This is a genomic window from Sulfurifustis variabilis, from assembly GCF_002355415.1.
GTDB classification, from domain to species: Bacteria; Pseudomonadota; Gammaproteobacteria; order Acidiferrobacterales; family Sulfurifustaceae; genus Sulfurifustis; species Sulfurifustis variabilis.
On sequence record NZ_AP014936.1, the window covers coordinates 398,948 to 416,332 of the forward strand.

A 17,385-nucleotide genomic window follows, 5' to 3' on the forward strand; every position below is an offset into this window, starting at 1 on the left:
CTTTATGACACTTCTGTGACACCGGGCCGCGGGCAGCGCTTCTCTGCAACACTACCGACCCCCCGACCGGGCGACAACAAAAAAGGGGTGCCGAAGCACCCCCGAACCACCACGAAAAATCCTCGACGCTCAGAGCTTGGCTTCCCGCTTGAGGAGCTCGTCTATCTTCAGCCCGACTTCGGCCTCGCCGCCGAACACCGTGCCGACCTTCTTGGCCTTCAGGTGGCTGGCCGCCATCTTGTAGGCATTGGCAGGCAGCGGCACGTACCCCACTTCCTCGATCAGTGGCGTCGCCTGGGTCAGGTAGTATTCGACGAACTGCCTGACTTCCGGTTTTTCGAGCGATTTCGTGCTGACATATATAAAGATCGGCCGCGAGAGCGGTGAGTAACTGCCGTTCTCCACCGACTCGATGGAGGGCAGCACCGGCTTACCCGCGGGGTTCACGATCGGGACGGCCTTCAACCGTTTCTGGTTTTCCAGGTAGTAAGCGAAGCCGAAGTACCCGAGGGCGTACCTGTCGCTCGATACGCCCTGCACGAGCACGTTGTCGTCCTCGCTCGCCGTGAAATCGCCCCGCGACGCCTTGGACTTGCCGGTCACCGCCTCGGTGAAGTAGTCGAAGGTGCCGGAGTCCGCGCCCGGACCGAAGAGCTTGATCTCGGCGTCAGGCCACTTCGGATTCACCTGATTCCATTTAGTGATCTTGCCCTGCGCCTCCGGCTCCCAGATCTTCTTGAGCTCGGCGACCGTCATTTGCTTTATCCAGTCGTTCTTCGGGTTGACCACCACGGTGAGGGCGTCGTACGCGACGGGCAGCTCGATATACTGAATACCCGCCGCCTTGCACGCGTCCATCTCTTTCTTGAGGATCGGGCGCGAGGCGTCCGAAATATCGATCTCGCCGCGGCAGAACTTCTTGAAGCCGCCGCCGGTCCCGGACACGCCCACGGTCACGTTCACACCGCGATTGGCCTTCTGGAACTCCTCGGCGACGGCCTCGGTGATCGGGTACACGGTGGACGAGCCGTCGATCTGGACGATCCTGCTGGCGGCCAGGATCGGGCCCGTCGTACCGAGCGTGCCGGCGACCAGGGCGGCGACGCCGAGACCCGCCAGCGTGCGTTTCGGATTCATGGATTACCTCCGGAATGGATGTGGGTGCATTTCAGTGCCCGCTCACTATCTCAGCGCAACATGACAGATCGGTGAATCGGAAATGACCGTGTGATGACGGCCAGGCCCGCGGTGATTGCGCCGGGTCCTGGCGTCTCGCGCCTGGAGGCGGTCAGCGCAAGCGGTAGGAGGCGTGACAAGCCACGCACTGGCGGGTGAGCTCCGCGAGCGCGTTCAGCGCCGGCCGCATTTCGCCTGTCACTTGTGCCTCCTGCGCCACGCGTGCGAACCGGCTGGCGGAGCGGTGCATGGCGGTGCCGATGTCCTGCATCGGCTTGGGCATCAATGGCGCCATGTGCGACGCGCCGTGACTATGGAGCGAGCTCATGCCGATACGGTTCTCGGCGATCTCGGCTGCCTGCTCGAACCTGCCGCCGGCGAGCGCCGCCTGGATCTCGCCCATGGCGGCGAGGTGGTCGCGCATGTTGGCGAGCATGTGCTCCTGCATCGGGGCGGGCATCTGCACGAGCTCGCGCCCTTGGACCGCGTATGTCCACATCGGGACGACGATTGCGAGGGCCATGGAGGCGACAAAGACCAGGTTGCGCATTTTCATCTCGATCGGGATGGCGTTGAAGAAGGTCACCGCGCGCAGGCGCGTGGATGGCCGCCGGGCAGCACTGCGCGTAGCCGGGTACTCCAGGTCGCCGCTCGTACCAGTCGCGTGTCCGGTTGACGATGTTCGCGACGGCGAGCATGACCGGGACTTCGACGAGTACGCCCACGACGGTGGCGAGCGCCGCGCCGGAGGCGAAGCCGAAGAGGGCGATCGCGGTCGCCACGGCGAGCTCGAAGAAGTTGCTGGCGCCGATCAGCGCCGAAGGACCGGCCACGCAGTGCGGCGAGCGCAGCCCCCGGTTCAGCAGATAGGCGAGACCGGAGTTGAAGATCACCTGAAGGAGGATCGGAACAGCGAGCAGCAGGATCACGAGCGGCTGCCCGAGGATCTGTCCGCCCTGGAAACCGAAGAGCAGCACGAGCGTCGCCAGCAGCGCCGCGAGCGAGACCGGTCCGAGGGACCGGATCACGCGCGCGAGCCGGGCCCTGCCATCCGGCCGCCTCAGGATCGACCGGCGCACGAGGTGCGCGGCGGCAAGCGGCGCCGCGATGTAGAGCCCGACGGACAGAAGCAGCGTGTCCCACGGCACGACGATGGCCGTCATGCCGAGGAGCAGGGCCACGATCGGCGCGAACGCGAACACCATGATCACGTCGTTCAGCGCCACTTGGGTGAGGGTGAAGTGCGGCTCACCGCGCGTCAGGTGGCTCCAGACGAACACCATGGCGGTGCAGGGTGCGGCAGCGAGCAGAATGAGGCCCGCGATGTAGGAGTCGATCTGATCCGCAGGCAGCCACGGCCGGAAAAGCGTGCCGATGAAAAGCCAGCCGAGGAGGGCCATCGAGAAAGGCTTCACGCCCCAGTTCACGAGCAGCGTCACTCCGATGCCTTTCCAGTGCGCGGTCACGCGGCGCAGCACCGCGAAGTCCACCTTGAGGAGCATCGGGAAGATCATGAGCCAGATGAGGGCGGCAACCGGCAGGTTGATGCGGGCGACTTCGATCTGTCCGACGGCCTGGAACGCCGGCGCGAACAGGCGTCCGAGCGCGATGCCGGCGACGACGCACAACAACACCCACGCCGTGAGGTAGCGCTCGAATACGCCGAGCTGCGCGCCGGCCGGCTGTTTCCCCGTCGTTTCGCATTGGGCGCTCATCGTTCCTCCTCGCTGGCCGCCATCATCTTGAGGCCGCCGATCATGCCCTCGATTTCCGCGCGTATCTGGTCCCGCACGGCGCGGAACTTGGCCATGATCTGGTCTTCGCTGCCCGTCGCCTTCGCCGGGTCCTCGAACGGCATGTGCTTCTTTCTCACGTGCGGCGGCAACACCGGGCAGTGCTCGTCCGCGTGGCCGCAGACGGTGACGACGAGGTCGGCCCATTCGAGCATCTGCGGCGTCACGCGCGTCGATTCCTGGCGCGAGATATCGACGCCCGCCTCGTGCATCACCGCGATCGCGCGCGGATTCTTCCCGTGCGCTTCGATGCCGGCGGACTGCGCTTCCAGCCACGCGCCGCCCAGGCGGTTCGCCCACCCTTCGGCCATCTGCGACCGGCAGGAGTTGCCGGTGCAGAGAAAAAGCACGCGCGCCTTGCGCTTGTACATGATTGCTAGTCCTGTCCGCAGCGTTGCGGGTTCGGAATGGCAGTGAGTGCCGGCGTTACGACGAACGCCGGGGCGAAGCCGCCACCCGTCGTCCGGAAGTTGGTCGTCTGCCCCTGATAGAGCCGCGCCGCAAGAAGCTGCACCTCGCCGTCGTACACGTAATTGCGTACGTCGAATTTGAGAGGCGCTTCGCCGTCGGGCACTCGCCGCTCGGTGGGCGGTATCAGCGCCTGCGCGACGTAATCTCCACGCCGGATCTCGTCCCAGACCCGGCGCGTGAGCTTGTCGCCCCGATAGGCCGCGCGGCTGCCGAAGCCCGCGGCCGGCTTGAAGAAGAGCCGCCGACGGGCGGCCCACAGCGCGTCCGCGTCCGCTTCGTTCACGAGCACCGTCTCGGCGATTCCTCGCCTGAGCGTCCGAAGGCTCTCCTCGTTGACGCCCCAGGACTTCAGCCGGGCCGCATCGGTCAGGAGCGCAAGGTTGCGCTTGTCCGCGTAGAGCGCGTGTGTCCGCGGGTGCGGCGTGACGACGACGGCGCCGGCGAAGTAGGCATCGCGCAACGCCGCATGCTCCGGCTGGTCGAAGTAAAAATCGGTCACGCGGTTGTAAACGAGGTCGATGGGCTCATCGCCGTATCGGAGCGCGCCGTCGCGGAAAGTCAGCTCGCCGGCGTCCGCGACTACCGTTTCAAACCCGGCGCCCTGGAAAAGGCGCTCGAACAGCAGGAACTCGGGATACAGGTACTGCACCGCCGGAGCGTCATCGACGATGGCGACGCGCCGCAATGGGGTATTGCCGCGTTGCAGACGCCACTCCCTGGTAAACATGTCGAGGAAGGCGGCCTCGAGCGCCCCGGGACGCGGCCCGCTCAGCAGCGGCTCGATATCGGCACAGCAGGCGCGGTGCGCACCGGTCAGGACGACATTCAGCAGCGGCCCGCCGGCGTTGGTGTTGATCTCGATGAGGCGCGGCCCGTCGGCCCCCAGATGGAAGTCGTACCCGAGGAATGCCCCCCGCGGACCCCACTCGGGCCGCGCGACCGCGGGCGCCCGAGCGAGCACCGCGTCCCGGTAGGCGGGCAGCGCGACGACGGATTCGATCGCCCGGATTACGCGCGACATGTGCCCGACCTCGTCCGGGGTCAGGAACACGGCCGTCGAGGCGAACAGGTGCGGCCGATCCACCGCCAGATCGCGGATGCGCGGGTCCGCCAGCGCGGCCTCGAGCTGGAGCCAGAGCTGTTTGGGATCGACCATGCGGCAGGCGCAACCGGCGTTAAGCGCGCCGGCCAGCTGGCTTTGGTCGATCACCGGCGGCACAGTCGACATGACTCCAATTTCTCCTTCACGCGCAGCAGCGCGACGGCGGCCGGTTCGGCGCGCGCCGTATCGCCCGACGATCCTTGACGAACGGCGCCTTTCCGCCGTTGTGGGTGGCGGTCTTTCCGAGCACTTCCCGGGCCCAAGCGGGGAGATCGGGGTTGATCCGGTAATGGACCCAAAGTCCCTCGCGGCGATCGACCACGATCTCGTTCTCGCGCAGCAGCGCCAGATGCCGGGAAATCTTCGGTTGCGGCTGTTCGAGCGCGTGGGTCAACTCGCACACACAGAGTTCTTGCTCGGTGGTGAGGAGCAGCAGCAGTCGCAGCCGCGTCTCATCGGACAGAGCGGTGAACAGGGTGAGGGGGTCGAGGGTCATGCGGCAAATATACGCGCGTGGTATATATGTGCAAGCGAATATATTACAGCGGCAGGCCGCCCAGAGCGGGGAATGGGCGCGTCAGCGCCCGACGCCGAGGTGACGAACCCGTTACGGTGGGACGAGGGCCCGGCTAAGCGGGCGTCGCGCGCGCGGGGATTTCGGCGCGGATGACGCGGCTGCCGGGAAACACGCACGTGAACACGCTGCCCTGGCCGAGCTCGCTCGCGATGCGGAGCTCCGCGTCGTGCCGGAGGAGTACGTGCTTCACGATCGAGAGGCCGAGGCCGGTGCCGCCGGAGGCGCGCGAGCGCGCCGTATCGACGCGGTAGAAACGCTCGGTGAGGTGAGGAATGTGCTCGGGCGCGATACCCTCGCCGGTGTCTTCGACCGAGAACTTCGCGCCTTCGCGGTCGGCGACCCAGCGGAGGCGGATGGCGCCGCCCTTCGCCGTGTGACGGACGGCGTTGTTGACGAGGTTCGAGAATGCGCTGTGCAGCTCGTCCCGGCTCCCGAGCAGCGAGAGATCCGGCTGCGCCTCGAGGGTAATCGCGTGGTTGCCCGCGCTCAGGAGTTCGGCCTGCTCCCTGAGGCCCGCGAGCAGGGCGGGCACGTCGACCGGCTCTTCCCGCGTGCGCGGCGCAGTTTCGAGCCGTGACAGCGTGAGCAGATCGTTGACCAGCCGCTGCATGCGCGTGGCCTGCTCATGCATCGTGGCGAAGTGCTGGCGCAGGCTTTCGGGGAGCTCGGCTTCCATGCCGTGCAGCGTCTCCAGGTAACCGCTCAGCACCGTGAGCGGGGTGCGTAGCTCGTGCGAGGCGTTGGCGACGAAGGTCCGTCGCATCTGCTCCAGTTGGACCACGCGCGTCACGTCGCGGGCGAGGATAAGCTTCTGGCTCGCCCCGAAAGGTATGACCTGAACCTGTAATGTGACGTCGAGGTTCGACGGCGAGGGCATCTCGAAGGGCTCGGAGTAGTCGCCGCCCTGGTAATAGCGCGTGAAGTCGGGATCGCGCAGGAGGTTGGAAAGTCGCATACCGGCATCGCGCGGGAAATGGATGCCGAGCAGGCGGCGCGCCGCCGAGTTGGCCCATTCGATCTCGCCGTGCTGCGCCATGATGACCACCGCGTCCGGCATCACCGCGGCCGCGCTCTGGAACCGTTCGATCATCCCCGTGAGCCGGTCCTCTCTCTGGCCGCTCTGCCGAACCAGCTTGCGGATCTCCTTGAAGACGTCGCCCCACAACCCTTCCGCCTCCGGTACCTCCTCACCCCGTCGTCGGTTCAGGAGCCAGCGGTGCAGCAGGTGGAGCTGTCGCAGATTGGCACCGATATAGAGGATGAGCCCGGCGGCGGCGCCCAGAAACGGGCGTCCGAGAATGAGTCCGAGCAACAGGCCGCCGGCCACGATTGTGACGATGACCCAAAACTCACGCCAGACGCTCGGGTGCACGCGCGCCTCAGGCTTGGGCCGAGAAGCGGTAACCCGCCCCGCGCACCGTCTGGATGAGCCGGTCGTGCCCCGTCGGCGTCAGCGCCTTGCGAAGGCGGCGGATGTGTACGTCGACAGTCCGTTCTTCCACATAGACGTTCTCGCCCCAAACGCCGTTCAACAGACGCTCGCGGCTGTGAACCCGCTCCGGATGGGTCATGAAGAAGTGCAGCAGGCGAAACTCCGTCGGACCGACTTCGACCGCCTGTCCGTGCGCGGTGACCCGGTGTGTGACGGGGTCGATCGAAAGCCCGTCCGTCTCGACCGCGACCTCGGTGGCGTGTGGGGTGGTGCGGCGCAGCAGCGCCTTGATGCGCGCGAGCAGCTCGCGCGGCGAGAACGGCTTCGTAACGTAGTCGTCCGCACCGCTGTCGAGTCCCCGTACCTTGTCCTCCTCCTCGACGCGTGCCGTCAGCATCACGATCGGGATGCGGCTGGTGAGTTTCTCGTGACGCAGGCGCCGTGCGTACTCCATGCCGCTTACGCCGGGCATCATCCAGTCCAGGAGGATCAGGTCGGGCATGTCCGCCAGGATCTTGTGCCGGGCCTCGTTGGCGTCGGACGCTTCGATGCACTGGTATCCCGCCTGGTTCAGCGCCAGGCAGACCATCTGGCGGATCGCGGGCTCGTCGTCGACAATCAGGATCTTCGCAGGCATGAGGGAACCGGGAGAAGGCCTTCGATGCCGAGGCATTTCATACCATAAATATGACATTTTGGTTACCATTACGCGCTCGTTGCGGACCGGTATTTCCTACGAAGCGGTATATTTCGCGGAATCCCGCGAGCGGCACACAGGGCCCCAGGCGCATGCGCAAGAACACCATTCGACCGACCGATATCAAGCTTCACCAGAAGTCCCGAGTGCTGGAAGTCGCCTTCGAGGACGGCTCCCGCTTCAGCCTCCCCTGCGAGTACCTTCGCGTCTACTCGCCCTCGGCCGAGGTGCGCGGCCACGGTCCGGGGCAGGAGGTGTTGCAGGTCGGCAAGGAGAACGTGAACATCACCAACATCGAGCCGGTCGGCACGTATGCCGTCTGTCTGCACTTCGACGACGGGCACAGCACGGGCATTTATTCATGGGACTGGCTCTATCATCTGGGCACCGATTTCGACGAGCTCTGGGCGCAGTACCTGGAGCGCCTCGAGAAGGCCGGCCACAAGCGGAAGCCGGCGCCGGCCGCCGGTTGAAGAACATGAGCGGGCCCGAGGACACGACCCACTTCGGTTTTCGCGAGGTGCCGACCGGCGCCAAGCGCGGACTCGTGGCCGACGTGTTCCGCTCGGTTGCCACGCGCTACGACCTGATGAACGACCTGATGTCGCTCGGGATCCATCGCTTCTGGAAACAGTTCGCGATCGGGGCGGGTGCGATCCGGCGGGGTCACCGGGTGCTCGATCTGGCGGGCGGCACCGGCGACCTCGCGGCCCGGATTGCCGAGCGCGTGGGGCCGCAGGGTCAGGTGGTGCTCGCCGACATCAACGACGCCATGCTCGAGGTCGGTCGCGCGCGCCTCGCCGACCGCGGCATCGCGGGTAACGTGGAGTTCGTCCGCGCCGACGCCGAGTGCCTCCCCTTTCCGTCCGATTACTTCGACCGCATTACCATCGCCTTCGGACTGCGTAACGTGACCCATATCGACCGCGCACTGCGTTCTATGTACCGCGTGCTCAAGCCCGGCGGTTGCGCGCTCGTGCTCGAGTTTTCGCGGCCGCGAGAGGCCCTGCGCGCGCTCTACGACGCGTACTCGTTCAATGTGCTTCCGTTCCTCGGTCGCATCGTGGCGGGCGATGAGGGGAGCTATCGTTATCTCGCGGAGTCGATACGCCGGCACCCGGACCAGGAGCGGTTGCGGGGGATGATGGCCGAAGCGGGGTTCGAGCGCGTGCGCTATCACAACCTGAGTGGCGGCATCGTCGCGCTGCACAAGGGTTACAAGCTTTAGGTGTGGACGAGGGTTCTCCCGGGCGTGCCGCGATCCTGATCGAGGAGATCATCGATCGCCTGCTCGAGCTCGATCCGGAGACGCGCGAGCGCCTCACGAGCCTCGATGGCAAGGTCATCTGCCTCGAGCTGGCCGCCGACACGGAGCCTCTGCGCCTCTATATCGTGCCCGACAAGGCCGGGGTGCGGCTTCGGCGGGCGTATCCCGGCCTGCCCGACGTCACGATTGCCGGGACCCCGGCCGTCTTCCTTCGTCAGCTGACCGGACCCGCGGTCTCGGCCGAGCTCAAGATCCGTGGCGATGTCGACCTCGGCAGTCGCTTCCAGCGCGCCGTTTCCGGTTTCGCACCCGACTGGGAGGAGGGTTTGGCGCGGGTGGTGGGCGATTTCCCCGCTCGTCAGATTGGCAACGTCACCCGGGCCCTGGTCGATTTCGGGCGACGCGCCGTGCGCACCCTCGGACAGGACACCGCCGAGTACCTTCTGGAGGAAGGACTCGTCGCGGCGCCGCGCGCGCGTGTACAGGCGTTTCTCAACGAGGTGGATAAGCTGCGCATGGATGTCGACCGGCTCGAGAAGCGGCTCGAGCGACTGACTGACCTGGCCCGCGATGCTTAAACCTCGCGAACTCGGTCGCCTGGCGCGCATCACGCGCATCTTCGTCAAGCACGATCTCGACGAGTTCGTTACCGCGCTGCACCTGTTCCGGCCGTACCGGCTGATCCTCCGGCTCATGCCCTGGCGCTTGATGCGCGGACGCCCGGCGCCTCGCGGCGTACGCCTGCGCGAGGCCCTCGAGGAGCTTGGCCCGGTGTTCGTCAAGTTCGGTCAGGTTCTGTCGACGCGCCCGGACCTGCTTCCCGAGGACATCGCCGAGGAGCTGGCGAAACTGCAGGACCAGGTGCCCCCCTTCCCGGGCAGGGAGGCCGCGCGGATCGTGGAAGAGGCGCTCGCCGCGCCGATCACCGAGCGCTTCGCGAGCTTCGATTCAGAGCCGATTGCCTCGGCCTCGGTCGCGCAGGTGCACATCGCGCGCCTTGGTGACGGGACGGAGGTGGCGGTGAAGGTGCTGCGGCCCGGGATCGAGTCGGTGATCGAGCGGGACGTGGAGCTCCTTTACGTCGTGGCGCGCCTGGCGCATCGCTACCTGCCGGACGGGCCGCGGCTCAGGCCCGTCGAAGTGGTGGACCAGTTCAGGCGAACCATTCGGCACGAACTGGACCTCCGGCGGGAAGCGGCGAATGCGTCGCAGCTGCGCGCCAACTTCGCCGGCTCCGATTTACTCTACGTGCCCAAGATCTACTGGGATCTCACGCGCCGGGACGTCATGGTCATGGAGAGGATCCACGGCATCCCGATCAGCAATGTCGAGGCGCTACGGCAGGCGGGGGTCGATCTGCGCCGTCTTGCGCACAACGGAGTCGAGATATTCTTTACCCAGGCGTTCCGGGACGGTTTCTTTCACGCCGACATGCATCCCGGGAACATCTTCGTCTCGACCGACGGCCAGTACCGCGCGGTCGACTTCGGCATCATGGGTTCGCTCGGCGAGGAGGATAAGCGGTATCTGGCCGAGAACTTCATCGCCTTCTTCAACCGCGATTATCGGGCCGTGGCCGAAGCGCATCTGCGCGCCGGCTGGGTGCCCGCGGACACGCCGGTCGGGGAGTTCGAGGCGGCAATACGGGCGGTATGCGAGCCGATCTTCGCGCGCCCGTTGCGGGACATCTCCTTCGGCCGGCTGCTGCTGCAACTCTTCCAGACGGCGCGGCAGTTCAACATGGAGATCCAGCCGCAGCTCGTCCTCCTTCAGAAGACGCTGTTCAACATCGAGGGTCTCGGCCGGCGGCTCTACCCCGATCTCGATCTGTGGGTGACGGCGAAACCTTACCTGGAGAACTGGGCTCGTGATCACCTGGGTCCGCGAGCGCTTTTCCGGGTGCTGCGCCAGGAGTTGCCGAAATGGTGGGAGTGGTTGCCGCGGATGCCCGGACTGGTGCACGACACGCTCGCCAGGGCACGCGACGGCGAACTGGAACTCGAATGGAAATCCGCCGAAATACGGCAACTGCGGCAGCAAATGCGCCGAAGTCAGCAGCGCATGTACTGGACCGTGGCGGGCAGCGGCCTGCTCGTATCGGCCGCCGTGATCTGGACTGTGGGAGGTTATCCTTTGGGTGACGTGACGTTGGGGGGCCTGTTCGGGAGCGCCTTGGCCGCAACAGGGGTCTTTTTCCTATGGCGAGGCCGACCGACCACCGGTGCCTGACGAACGGGCGACCCTCGGCGTGGCCCGTACTGTGGCAGTTGTGCTACGATAATTGCTTAAAAGACACAGTCGCCGCGCTATTGCCATGAAGCGCCTAAAATTCGCCGTCGCCGCAGCGAGCCTCGTGTGCCTCGCCCCCGCGGCCGCCCTCGGCGCCGGAAAATTCACCTGGTTCGACGAGATGCCGGCGCGCGACAGCCTGGGGCTCGTGCGTACTCCGACTCCGCTCCTCGCCAAGGATACCCGAATCGCCTTCGGCGTCGACGCGTTCCAGTCGCTGGCCCCCAGCGCGCTCGTCGACGGTCCCGGGGTCCACGACCCGGGAAACAGCCTGCGACTCTATGGCGAAGTGGGTCGCAGGGCTGACCTGCTCTATGCGCCGCTCGCCAACATCGATCGCATCGGTGGTCACGCTCCGGGCATGTTCGAATCCCATTCGAGCCGGCTCGCCGGCTTCGGCGTGAAGTGGCAGCATCGCCTCGACGCCTCGAGTTCGCTTGCCCTGTCTGCCGGTTACAGCGAGTCCGCCTGGGAATACCGGCCGGCGCTCAACCTCGACGTGTACGACACGCGGGCGGCACTCTCGTGGACCAGCATCGGCTCGAGCAGCTTCCGTCCGGGCATCACCGGCAGCGTTTTCGTCGGCGATGAGACCGTGCGGGACGAGGCATATCAGCGCCTGGGTCGCCGGTACTACGGCTTCGCCGTCGGGGGTCAAGTGACCGTGTTCCAGGAGCACACGCCGTACCTGTCGTTCCGTCATCGACGGAACTTCGAGAGCGCCTTCGACGACCCGGCCGTACCGCTCTATCACGACGAGGAGCGTTCGCTCCTTTCGGCCGGCTGGAAGTGGCAGGTTCAGTCGAACTGGAGCCTGCAGGCGGAGGCGACGTACGGGCTGAACGGAAGCGCCATCGACCCTTACGCGCCCGATCGTAGCCGCTTCTTCTTCGGCACGCGGTTCGATTTCCGATAGCACCCGGCTTCCCGCGGGTTAATTCGATTCCCCCCAGTCCAGCCGTTTCGTGAAGTTGGCGGTGTGTACACGCTCTTCGTACCCCAGGCTGGGGTAGAAGCCCCGCTTGTAGGACTCCCGTTCGCGGCTGTTCAGTACGCTGATGCGGAAGCAGCGCCGTTTGACCGCCTCTGCCTCCATGGCCGCCATCAATGCCGTACCCACGCCGCGCCCGCGCGCGGCTTCCGTCACGAAAAGTTCTGATACGAGCATTTCCCGCCCGGCGAAGAGCAGATACGTGACGATCTCTCCGTGCACGTAGCCAGCGACGTCTCCGTTAAGCTCCGCGACCAGGAGTAAAGCGTTCTCTTCCTCGGTGAGGGTCGTCAGGCGACTGCGCAGCGTGCTGCCATCCGCATGGAAGGCAGGATTCCAGCCCAGCTCTCGGTGCAGCTGCATGATGGCCTCGATGTCGGTCGTCCGCAGCGGTCGAAGATGGATCTTGGCTTCGTTCATCGTTTACTCCCTTGTCTCCTCATGATCTTGGGCTCAATACATCAATGCCAGTTCGCACTGTCGGTTGATCGTGCCTCCATCCACCGTGCTCTTCGGCAGCGGCAAAGCGGAGGGGCGTTGCGCTGTTCGAGCGCGGGCGACCATGCGAGCAAGGATCACATTCCGGCGCCGGCGATACGTGAATCTTCGGCACGCGGCTTCTGTCGCAGCTTCAGCAGGTCGGTCAATCGCACGACCCTGGCGTTGTCGCGCGCGATCGTAGGCAGCCATTGTTCAAGCACGGCCAGGGTGCGAGGGTGGGGGTGACCGATGGCGATCGCGAAGCCGTTGCGACGTGCGATCGCCACGGTCTCGTCGAGCCGTGCGCGAATCGCCTTGTCGCTCGGCTCGTTATCGAGAAAGACGTTTCGCGCGAGCACCGGGACGCCGTGCTCCGCCGCAACGCGAGCAGCAACGCTGTGGGGGCTCGTGCGGGAGTCAACGAAGAAAAGATTACCGCGGTTCCGCAGCGCCTCCATCAGCAGCCGCATCGCCACAGGTTCTTGGGTGAGGCGGCTGCCCATGTGGTTGTTGACCCCAACGGCATGCGGGACGGTAACGAGATCGTAGGCGAGCGTGTAGAGGAACTCCCGGGCCGGCATGACGGCGTCCAGCACGCCCGGCCCGGGGGGTTCGTCCGTCAATGGCTCCATCGGCAGATGCAGCAGGACCTCCTTGCCGCCGGCATGTGCCTCGCGAGCGAGCCGATCCGCGTGCGTGGTGTGCGGAAGGATTGCGCACGCGACGGGAGCCGGGAGGGCGACCGCCCGCCTGCCTTCCCGAAGGCTGTTGCCCAGATCGTCGATGATGATGCTGAGATAGGCTGTCGGAAGACCGGCGCCTGACTCGGCACCGGCCGTTGGCACCGTCAGTGCGCCGGAAAGACAGGTCGCCAGGGCGACCCGGGTGAGTGCGCCCAAAAAGCCAACCGCACCGCGCTTGGCCCGGCGCGGTGCGACGGTCATCCGCGTTCCGCCCTCAGTTTCTGGCCTTGAAGATGGCGATACCCTTGAGGAGATTGAGAGCCTCCTGAAGCTGGTAATCCTCTTCGGCGGAAGGAATGGTCTTGCCGTCCTGCTCGGCCGGCTTCGGCACCTCGATGGCCTTTTCGGGCGCAGCGCCGCTTTCCAGGTGACGCGCGAGATCCGCTTCCTTGAGGCGACCCGTGGTGTCGTTCTTGGTGATCTTCGCCTCCTCGGTGAGGATGTCCGGCGCGATTCCCGCGGCCTGTATGGAGCGCCCATCGGGCGTGTAATACCGCGCGGTCGTGATCTTGAGCGCGGCCCCGTTGCTCACCGGGACGATCGTCTGGACCGAGCCCTTGCCGAAGGTCTTGGTCCCCATGACGATGGCCCGCTTGTGATCCTGCAGCGCCCCCGCGACGATCTCGGAAGCCGATGCCGACCCCCCGTTCACCAGCACCACCATAGGCGCTCCACGAAGGACATCACCCGGCGCGGCCGAGAACTTGAGCTTCGAGTCCGCAACCCGTCCTTCCGTGTAGACGATCAGCCCCTTCTCGAGGAAAGCGTCGCTCACGCCCACGGCGGCGTTCAGCACGCCTCCGGGGTTGTTTCGCAAGTCCAGGATCAACCCCTTGAGCGGTCCCTTGTTCTCGCTCTCGAGCCTTTGGAGTGCCGCCGTCACGGCCTTCGGCGTCGCCGACTGGAACTGGGTGACACGCAGGTAGCCGTATCCGGGATCGAGCAGGCGGCTCTTCACGCTTTGGATCTTGATGACGGCGCGTGTGACCGTGAACTTGAGTGGCTTTGTCTGTCCCTCGCGCACCACCGTGAGGACGATCTCTGATCCAGGTTTGCCCCGCATCAGACGCACGGCTTCCGTCAACGTCATTCCTTTCACGGCCTTCTCGTCGAGCCGGATGATGAGGTCGCCGGTCTTGAGCCCGGCTGCCGCCGCCGGCGTGTCCTCGATGGGCGCCACGACCTTCACGAACCCGTTTTCCATCGTGACCTCGATGCCCAGCCCGCCGAACTGGCCCTCCGTCTCGATCCGCACGTCGCGAAAGCTGTCGGCATCGAGGTAGCTGGAGTGAGGATCAAGGCCGGCGAGCATGCCCTGTATGGAGTCCTCGAGCAGCTTCTTGTCCTCGACCGGCTCGACGTAATCGCTCTTGATGCGCGCAAAAACCTCGGTGAAGGTGCGCAGCTCGTCCACGGGCAACGGCGACAGCGCCTCCCGGGCCTGCTCGCGCTCAGCGAGCACGGTCATGTCCAGCGCGATGCCCGCGCCGACGAAGATGCCGAGCAGGAGGACCAGGGTATAGCGTGCTGCGGATTTCATGCGTAGCTCCAACCTCTGGAGCCCTCCGAAAGCGGAGGGCTCGGGATCAACGGCGGGCGCGGGTCGCGCGTCCGGTGGCGCACCAGTGCAGGGGATCGTGGGGTAAGCCGTTGTGGCGAATCTCGAAATACACACCAGTACCCGGGGCGTCTCCGGTGCTTCCGACGGTCGCGATCGGCTGCCCCGTTTCCACCCAGTCCCCGACCTTCCGATACAGGGTCTGGTTATGCCCGTATAACGTCATATAGCCATCCCCGTGGTCGAGAATCAAGAGCAGCCCGAAACCACGCAACCAGTCGGCGTATGCGACTCGGCCTCGTGAAACCGCGTGGATCGTCTGCCCTTCTTTGCCGTTCAGAAACACGCCGCGCCAGTGCAGGTCACCGATTCCGCGCGGTTCCCCGAACCGCGCGGAGATGCGCCCCTCGATCGGCAGGGGGAGCCGCCCCTTGAGAGCGGAAAAGCGCACCTGTTTGCCCGGCCCGGGGACCGATACGTCCGGCAAGTATCGCTTGATCTCACTGAGCAAACGCTCCAGCCGCTCCTCGTCGGCTCGGAGGCGCGCGATTTCGCGCGTGCGATCGCGCACCTCCCGGTTCAAGCTCGCGAGCACCTCGCCTCGCCGCGCCCGTGTTTCCTCGAGGGAGCGCTTTTCGTTTGCCTGGGTCTCGCGCAGTACCGACATGGCTTCGCGGCGTTCGCGCACCTCCTCTTCGAGCGCAGCCAGTCGCTCCAGCGAGCCGCGTATCTCTTCGATTCGCTCCAGGCGGGCGGCGTTGAAGTAACGGTAATAGGCGGCGACGCGAGCGGCCGCCGCCGGCTGCTCCTGGTTGAGCATCATTTTCAGGTAAGGCTGCCGCCCCATTGCGTACGCCGCCCGCAGCTGGGACTCGAGGACCGAGGTCTGTTGTTGCAGACGTTGGCGCTCCTTCTCGGCGCGGCGCTGTAGCGCCTGGAGAGCCTGATTGTCTTGCGCCAAGCGCGCATCCATCTCGCGGAGCGACCGCAATAGCGCATCGATTCGGCGCTCGTGAGCCTGAAGCTCCTCGCGCACGTGGTCGCGCCGCCCGCGGGTTTCGTTGAGGTCGCGCTGGAGAGCCTGGATTTGGACGCGCAAACGCTCGAGCTGAGCTTCGTGCGCGTCGGACGCGACCGTGCTGCTTGCCGCGAGCAGCAGGAGCACGCCGGCGGCAAGCAGGCTAGGCGCGTTGCTCGATCGTCTTCGGTCGCTCACTCCGCAGCTCGACGAGCGGTCGGCCGCTCATCTCGGTCGGGATAGGCACGCCCATGAGGTGCAGCAGCGTCGGCGCGATGTCCTCGAGCGCACCCGTTTTCGCCAAGTCGGCGGGACGCCCGACGTAAAGGAGCGGTACGGGATTGGTCGTATGCGCCGTGTGGGGCTGGCCCGTCTCGAAGTCGAACATCTGCTCTGCGTTGCCGTGATCCGCAGTGATCAAAAGCTCCCCGCCCGCGGCTGTCGCCGCCTCGGCGATCCTGCCGAGGCAACCGTCCACGGCCTCGATCGCGCGCACGGTGGCCTCGAAATCGCCCGTGTGGCCGACCATGTCGGGGTTCGCGAAGTTGCAGACGATCACGTCGTAGCCATTGCGCCCGATCGCTTTCACGACCTCGTCTGCCACCGTGTAGGCACTCATCTCCGGCTTGAGGTTGTAGGTCGGCACGTCGGTCGGAGAAGGAACGAGAATGCGGTCTTCGAACTCGTAGGGTGTCTCGACCCCGCCGTTGAAGAAGAAAGTCACATGGGCGTACTTCTCGGTCTCCGCGACGCGAAGCTGGCGCTTGCCGAGCGAGGCGAGGTAGGCGCCCATGACGTTACGGAGCCGTTCGGGCGGGAAGGCGACGGGCACGTGAAATTCCGAGTTGTACTCCGTAAGGCTCACGAACGCGGCGATCTTCGGGTTCGCCTCGCGCTCGAAGGCGTCGAAGTGGCGTTCGATGAACGGTCGCGTGATCTGGCGCGCGCGGTCGGAGCGGAAGTTCATGAAAACGATCACGTCTCCGTCCCGGACGCACGCCGGCGCGCCGTCGACCGGCGCAATGACCGTCGCCTGCACAAACTCGTCGGTTTCTCCCCGGGCATACGCTTGTTCGAGGGCCTCGGTGGCGGAGGGTGCGCGGTGCGCCGCCTTGCCCCGCGTCATCATGTCGTAAGCGGCCTGTATGCGCGGCCAGCGATGATCGCGGTCCATGGCGTAGTGGCGGCCGATGATCGACGCGAAGCGGCCGGCCGCGAGCGCGGCAAACTTCGCTTCCATGGCCCGAATGGAAGCGGCGGCGCTTTGTGGCGGGGTGTCCCGTCCGTCGAGAAATGCGTGCAGGAAGATCTCTTTGGCTCCCCGTCGGGCGGCGAGCTCGATCATGGCGTGGATGTGGTCCTCATGGCTGTGCACTCCGCCCGGAGACAGCAGGCCCATGAGATGTATGGCCCGCCCCGACTTGACCGCGAGGTCGACCGCATCGGTGAGTGTCTTATTATTAAAGAAGGTGCCTGTCAGGATCGCCCGGTTGATGCGGGTATATTCCTGGTACACCACCCGGCCGGCGCCGAGGTTCAGGTGGCCCACCTCCGAGTTGCCCATCTGGGTCGCCGGCAGTCCCACGGCCGCTTCGGATGCCTGGATGAGTGTGTGCGGGTAGTCGTGCCAGAGACGGTCCCAGACCGGTTTGCTGGCCGCGGCGATGGCATTGTACTGGGTGTCCTGCCGGTGGCCCCAGCCGTCCATAATGATGAGGATCAGGGGCTTAGGGGAAAAAGACATGCGGAAATCCCGAAACGCGTTATTCGTCTTTTCAAACTCCTTATAAT

General features: G+C 65.7%; 17 protein-coding genes and 1 pseudogene. 5 read left to right on the forward strand and 13 right to left on the reverse strand.

The genetic code is table 11. The annotated features are described in order from the left end of the window. Nucleotides 1–129: 129 nt before the first annotated feature. The 8 genes and pseudogenes from SVA_RS01955 to phoB all read right to left on the reverse strand — a co-directional run bounded on the left by SVA_RS01955 (nt 130) and on the right by phoB (nt 7,188). A complete protein-coding gene (locus tag SVA_RS01955) occupies nt 130–1,137 on the reverse strand; it encodes a PstS family phosphate ABC transporter substrate-binding protein (RefSeq protein ID WP_096458040.1) in 1,008 nt (335 codons plus the stop codon). Between the two features lie 151 nt (nt 1,138–1,288). After that, nucleotides 1,289–1,504, reverse strand: coding sequence for a cytochrome c (locus tag SVA_RS19965; RefSeq protein WP_197703319.1), 216 nt, complete (start codon nt 1,502–1,504; stop codon nt 1,289–1,291). 313 nt (nt 1,505–1,817) lie between these two features. After that, nucleotides 1,818–2,891 (reverse strand): annotated as a pseudogene (arsB, locus tag SVA_RS01965) (ACR3 family arsenite efflux transporter); the annotation flags it as partial. Beyond that, on the reverse strand, nt 2,888–3,340 hold the full coding sequence (locus SVA_RS01970; RefSeq protein ID WP_096458046.1) for an arsenate reductase ArsC: 453 nt from the start codon (nt 3,338–3,340) through the stop codon (nt 2,888–2,890). The pseudogene arsB and the gene SVA_RS01970, both read right to left, overlap by 4 nt. Before the next feature lie 5 nt (nt 3,341–3,345). Then, nucleotides 3,346–4,668, reverse strand: a complete 1,323-nt coding sequence (locus tag SVA_RS01975) for a hypothetical protein (protein ID WP_096458049.1) — start codon at nt 4,666–4,668, stop codon at nt 3,346–3,348. 16 nt (nt 4,669–4,684) lie between these two features. Continuing rightward, entirely contained in the window at nt 4,685–5,038 is a 354-nt protein-coding gene (locus tag SVA_RS01980; protein ID WP_096458052.1) for a metalloregulator ArsR/SmtB family transcription factor, read from the reverse strand. Nucleotides 5,039–5,171: 133 nt separating this feature from the next. After that, nucleotides 5,172–6,491: a phosphate regulon sensor histidine kinase PhoR gene (phoR, locus tag SVA_RS01985; RefSeq protein ID WP_096458055.1), complete on the reverse strand. Its 1,320-nt coding sequence runs from the start codon at nt 6,489–6,491 to the stop codon at nt 5,172–5,174. A gap of 7 nt (nt 6,492–6,498) precedes the next feature. Next, entirely contained in the window at nt 6,499–7,188 is a 690-nt protein-coding gene (gene phoB / locus SVA_RS01990) for a phosphate regulon transcriptional regulator PhoB (protein WP_096458058.1), read from the reverse strand. A 152-nt stretch (nt 7,189–7,340) separates the two neighbouring features. Here phoB and SVA_RS01995 point away from each other — a divergent pair, with 152 nt between their 5' ends. The 5 genes from SVA_RS01995 to SVA_RS02015 all read left to right on the forward strand — a co-directional run bounded on the left by SVA_RS01995 (nt 7,341) and on the right by SVA_RS02015 (nt 11,720). Then, nucleotides 7,341–7,721 carry a gamma-butyrobetaine hydroxylase family protein gene (locus tag SVA_RS01995; RefSeq protein WP_096458061.1) on the forward strand — a complete coding sequence of 127 codons (381 nt, stop codon included), beginning with the start codon at nt 7,341–7,343 and terminating at the stop codon, nt 7,719–7,721. 5 nt (nt 7,722–7,726) lie between these two features. Further along, the gene (ubiE, locus tag SVA_RS02000; RefSeq protein ID WP_096462788.1) at nt 7,727–8,476 is read left to right on the forward strand and encodes a bifunctional demethylmenaquinone methyltransferase/2-methoxy-6-polyprenyl-1,4-benzoquinol methylase UbiE; all 750 of its coding nucleotides are present in this window, start codon (nt 7,727–7,729) and stop codon (nt 8,474–8,476) included. A 2-nt stretch (nt 8,477–8,478) separates the two neighbouring features. Beyond that, nucleotides 8,479–9,093 (forward strand): ubiquinone biosynthesis accessory factor UbiJ, encoded by a 615-nt coding sequence (locus SVA_RS02005; RefSeq protein ID WP_096458064.1) that lies wholly within the window; start codon nt 8,479–8,481, stop codon nt 9,091–9,093. Further along, nucleotides 9,086–10,744 carry a ubiquinone biosynthesis regulatory protein kinase UbiB gene (gene ubiB / locus SVA_RS02010; RefSeq protein WP_096458067.1) on the forward strand — a complete coding sequence of 553 codons (1,659 nt, stop codon included), beginning with the start codon at nt 9,086–9,088 and terminating at the stop codon, nt 10,742–10,744. Before SVA_RS02005 ends, ubiB begins: the two co-directional genes overlap by 8 nt. A gap of 85 nt (nt 10,745–10,829) precedes the next feature. Beyond that, entirely contained in the window at nt 10,830–11,720 is an 891-nt protein-coding gene (locus SVA_RS02015; protein WP_096458071.1) for a hypothetical protein, read from the forward strand. An 18-nt stretch (nt 11,721–11,738) separates the two neighbouring features. On the opposite strand, the gene SVA_RS02020 is transcribed toward SVA_RS02015, so the two are convergent. The 5 genes from SVA_RS02020 to gpmI form a co-directional block, all read right to left on the reverse strand. Next, entirely contained in the window at nt 11,739–12,215 is a 477-nt protein-coding gene (locus SVA_RS02020; RefSeq protein ID WP_096458074.1) for a GNAT family N-acetyltransferase, read from the reverse strand. 155 nt (nt 12,216–12,370) lie between these two features. After that, entirely contained in the window at nt 12,371–13,219 is an 849-nt protein-coding gene (locus tag SVA_RS02025; RefSeq protein ID WP_096458077.1) for a divergent polysaccharide deacetylase family protein, read from the reverse strand. Between the two features lie 13 nt (nt 13,220–13,232). Then, nucleotides 13,233–14,558, reverse strand: a complete 1,326-nt coding sequence (locus tag SVA_RS02030) for a S41 family peptidase (protein WP_096458079.1) — start codon at nt 14,556–14,558, stop codon at nt 13,233–13,235. Nucleotides 14,559–14,604: 46 nt separating this feature from the next. Beyond that, the gene (locus SVA_RS02035) at nt 14,605–15,741 is read right to left on the reverse strand and encodes a murein hydrolase activator EnvC family protein (protein ID WP_096458082.1); all 1,137 of its coding nucleotides are present in this window, start codon (nt 15,739–15,741) and stop codon (nt 14,605–14,607) included. Between the two features lie 16 nt (nt 15,742–15,757). Beyond that, a complete protein-coding gene (gpmI, locus tag SVA_RS02040; protein WP_096458085.1) occupies nt 15,758–17,338 on the reverse strand; it encodes a 2,3-bisphosphoglycerate-independent phosphoglycerate mutase in 1,581 nt (526 codons plus the stop codon). Between the last annotated feature and the right edge of the window lie 47 nt (nt 17,339–17,385).

What these genes read in the sequence shown, in the direction of transcription:
- gpmI (WP_096458085.1), bottom strand. Translation starts at nt 17,338, where the DNA reads ATGTCTTTTTCCCCTAAGCCCCTGATCCTCATCATTATGGACGGCTGG.
- phoB (WP_096458058.1), bottom strand. Translation starts at nt 7,188, where the DNA reads ATGCCTGCGAAGATCCTGATTGTCGACGACGAGCCCGCGATCCGCCAG.
- SVA_RS19965 (WP_197703319.1), bottom strand. Translation starts at nt 1,504, where the DNA reads ATGAGCTCGCTCCATAGTCACGGCGCGTCGCACATGGCGCCATTGATG.
- SVA_RS02015 (WP_096458071.1), top strand. Translation starts at nt 10,830, where the DNA reads ATGAAGCGCCTAAAATTCGCCGTCGCCGCAGCGAGCCTCGTGTGCCTC.
- SVA_RS01980 (WP_096458052.1), bottom strand. Translation starts at nt 5,038, where the DNA reads ATGACCCTCGACCCCCTCACCCTGTTCACCGCTCTGTCCGATGAGACG.
- SVA_RS01970 (WP_096458046.1), bottom strand. Translation starts at nt 3,340, where the DNA reads ATGTACAAGCGCAAGGCGCGCGTGCTTTTTCTCTGCACCGGCAACTCC.
- SVA_RS02025 (WP_096458077.1), bottom strand. Translation starts at nt 13,219, where the DNA reads ATGACCGTCGCACCGCGCCGGGCCAAGCGCGGTGCGGTTGGCTTTTTG.
- ubiB (WP_096458067.1), top strand. Translation starts at nt 9,086, where the DNA reads ATGCTTAAACCTCGCGAACTCGGTCGCCTGGCGCGCATCACGCGCATC.
- SVA_RS01995 (WP_096458061.1), top strand. Translation starts at nt 7,341, where the DNA reads ATGCGCAAGAACACCATTCGACCGACCGATATCAAGCTTCACCAGAAG.
- SVA_RS01955 (WP_096458040.1), bottom strand. Translation starts at nt 1,137, where the DNA reads ATGAATCCGAAACGCACGCTGGCGGGTCTCGGCGTCGCCGCCCTGGTC.
- SVA_RS01975 (WP_096458049.1), bottom strand. Translation starts at nt 4,668, where the DNA reads ATGTCGACTGTGCCGCCGGTGATCGACCAAAGCCAGCTGGCCGGCGCG.
- ubiE (WP_096462788.1), top strand. Translation starts at nt 7,727, where the DNA reads ATGAGCGGGCCCGAGGACACGACCCACTTCGGTTTTCGCGAGGTGCCG.
- SVA_RS02030 (WP_096458079.1), bottom strand. Translation starts at nt 14,558, where the DNA reads ATGAAATCCGCAGCACGCTATACCCTGGTCCTCCTGCTCGGCATCTTC.
- SVA_RS02020 (WP_096458074.1), bottom strand. Translation starts at nt 12,215, where the DNA reads ATGAACGAAGCCAAGATCCATCTTCGACCGCTGCGGACGACCGACATC.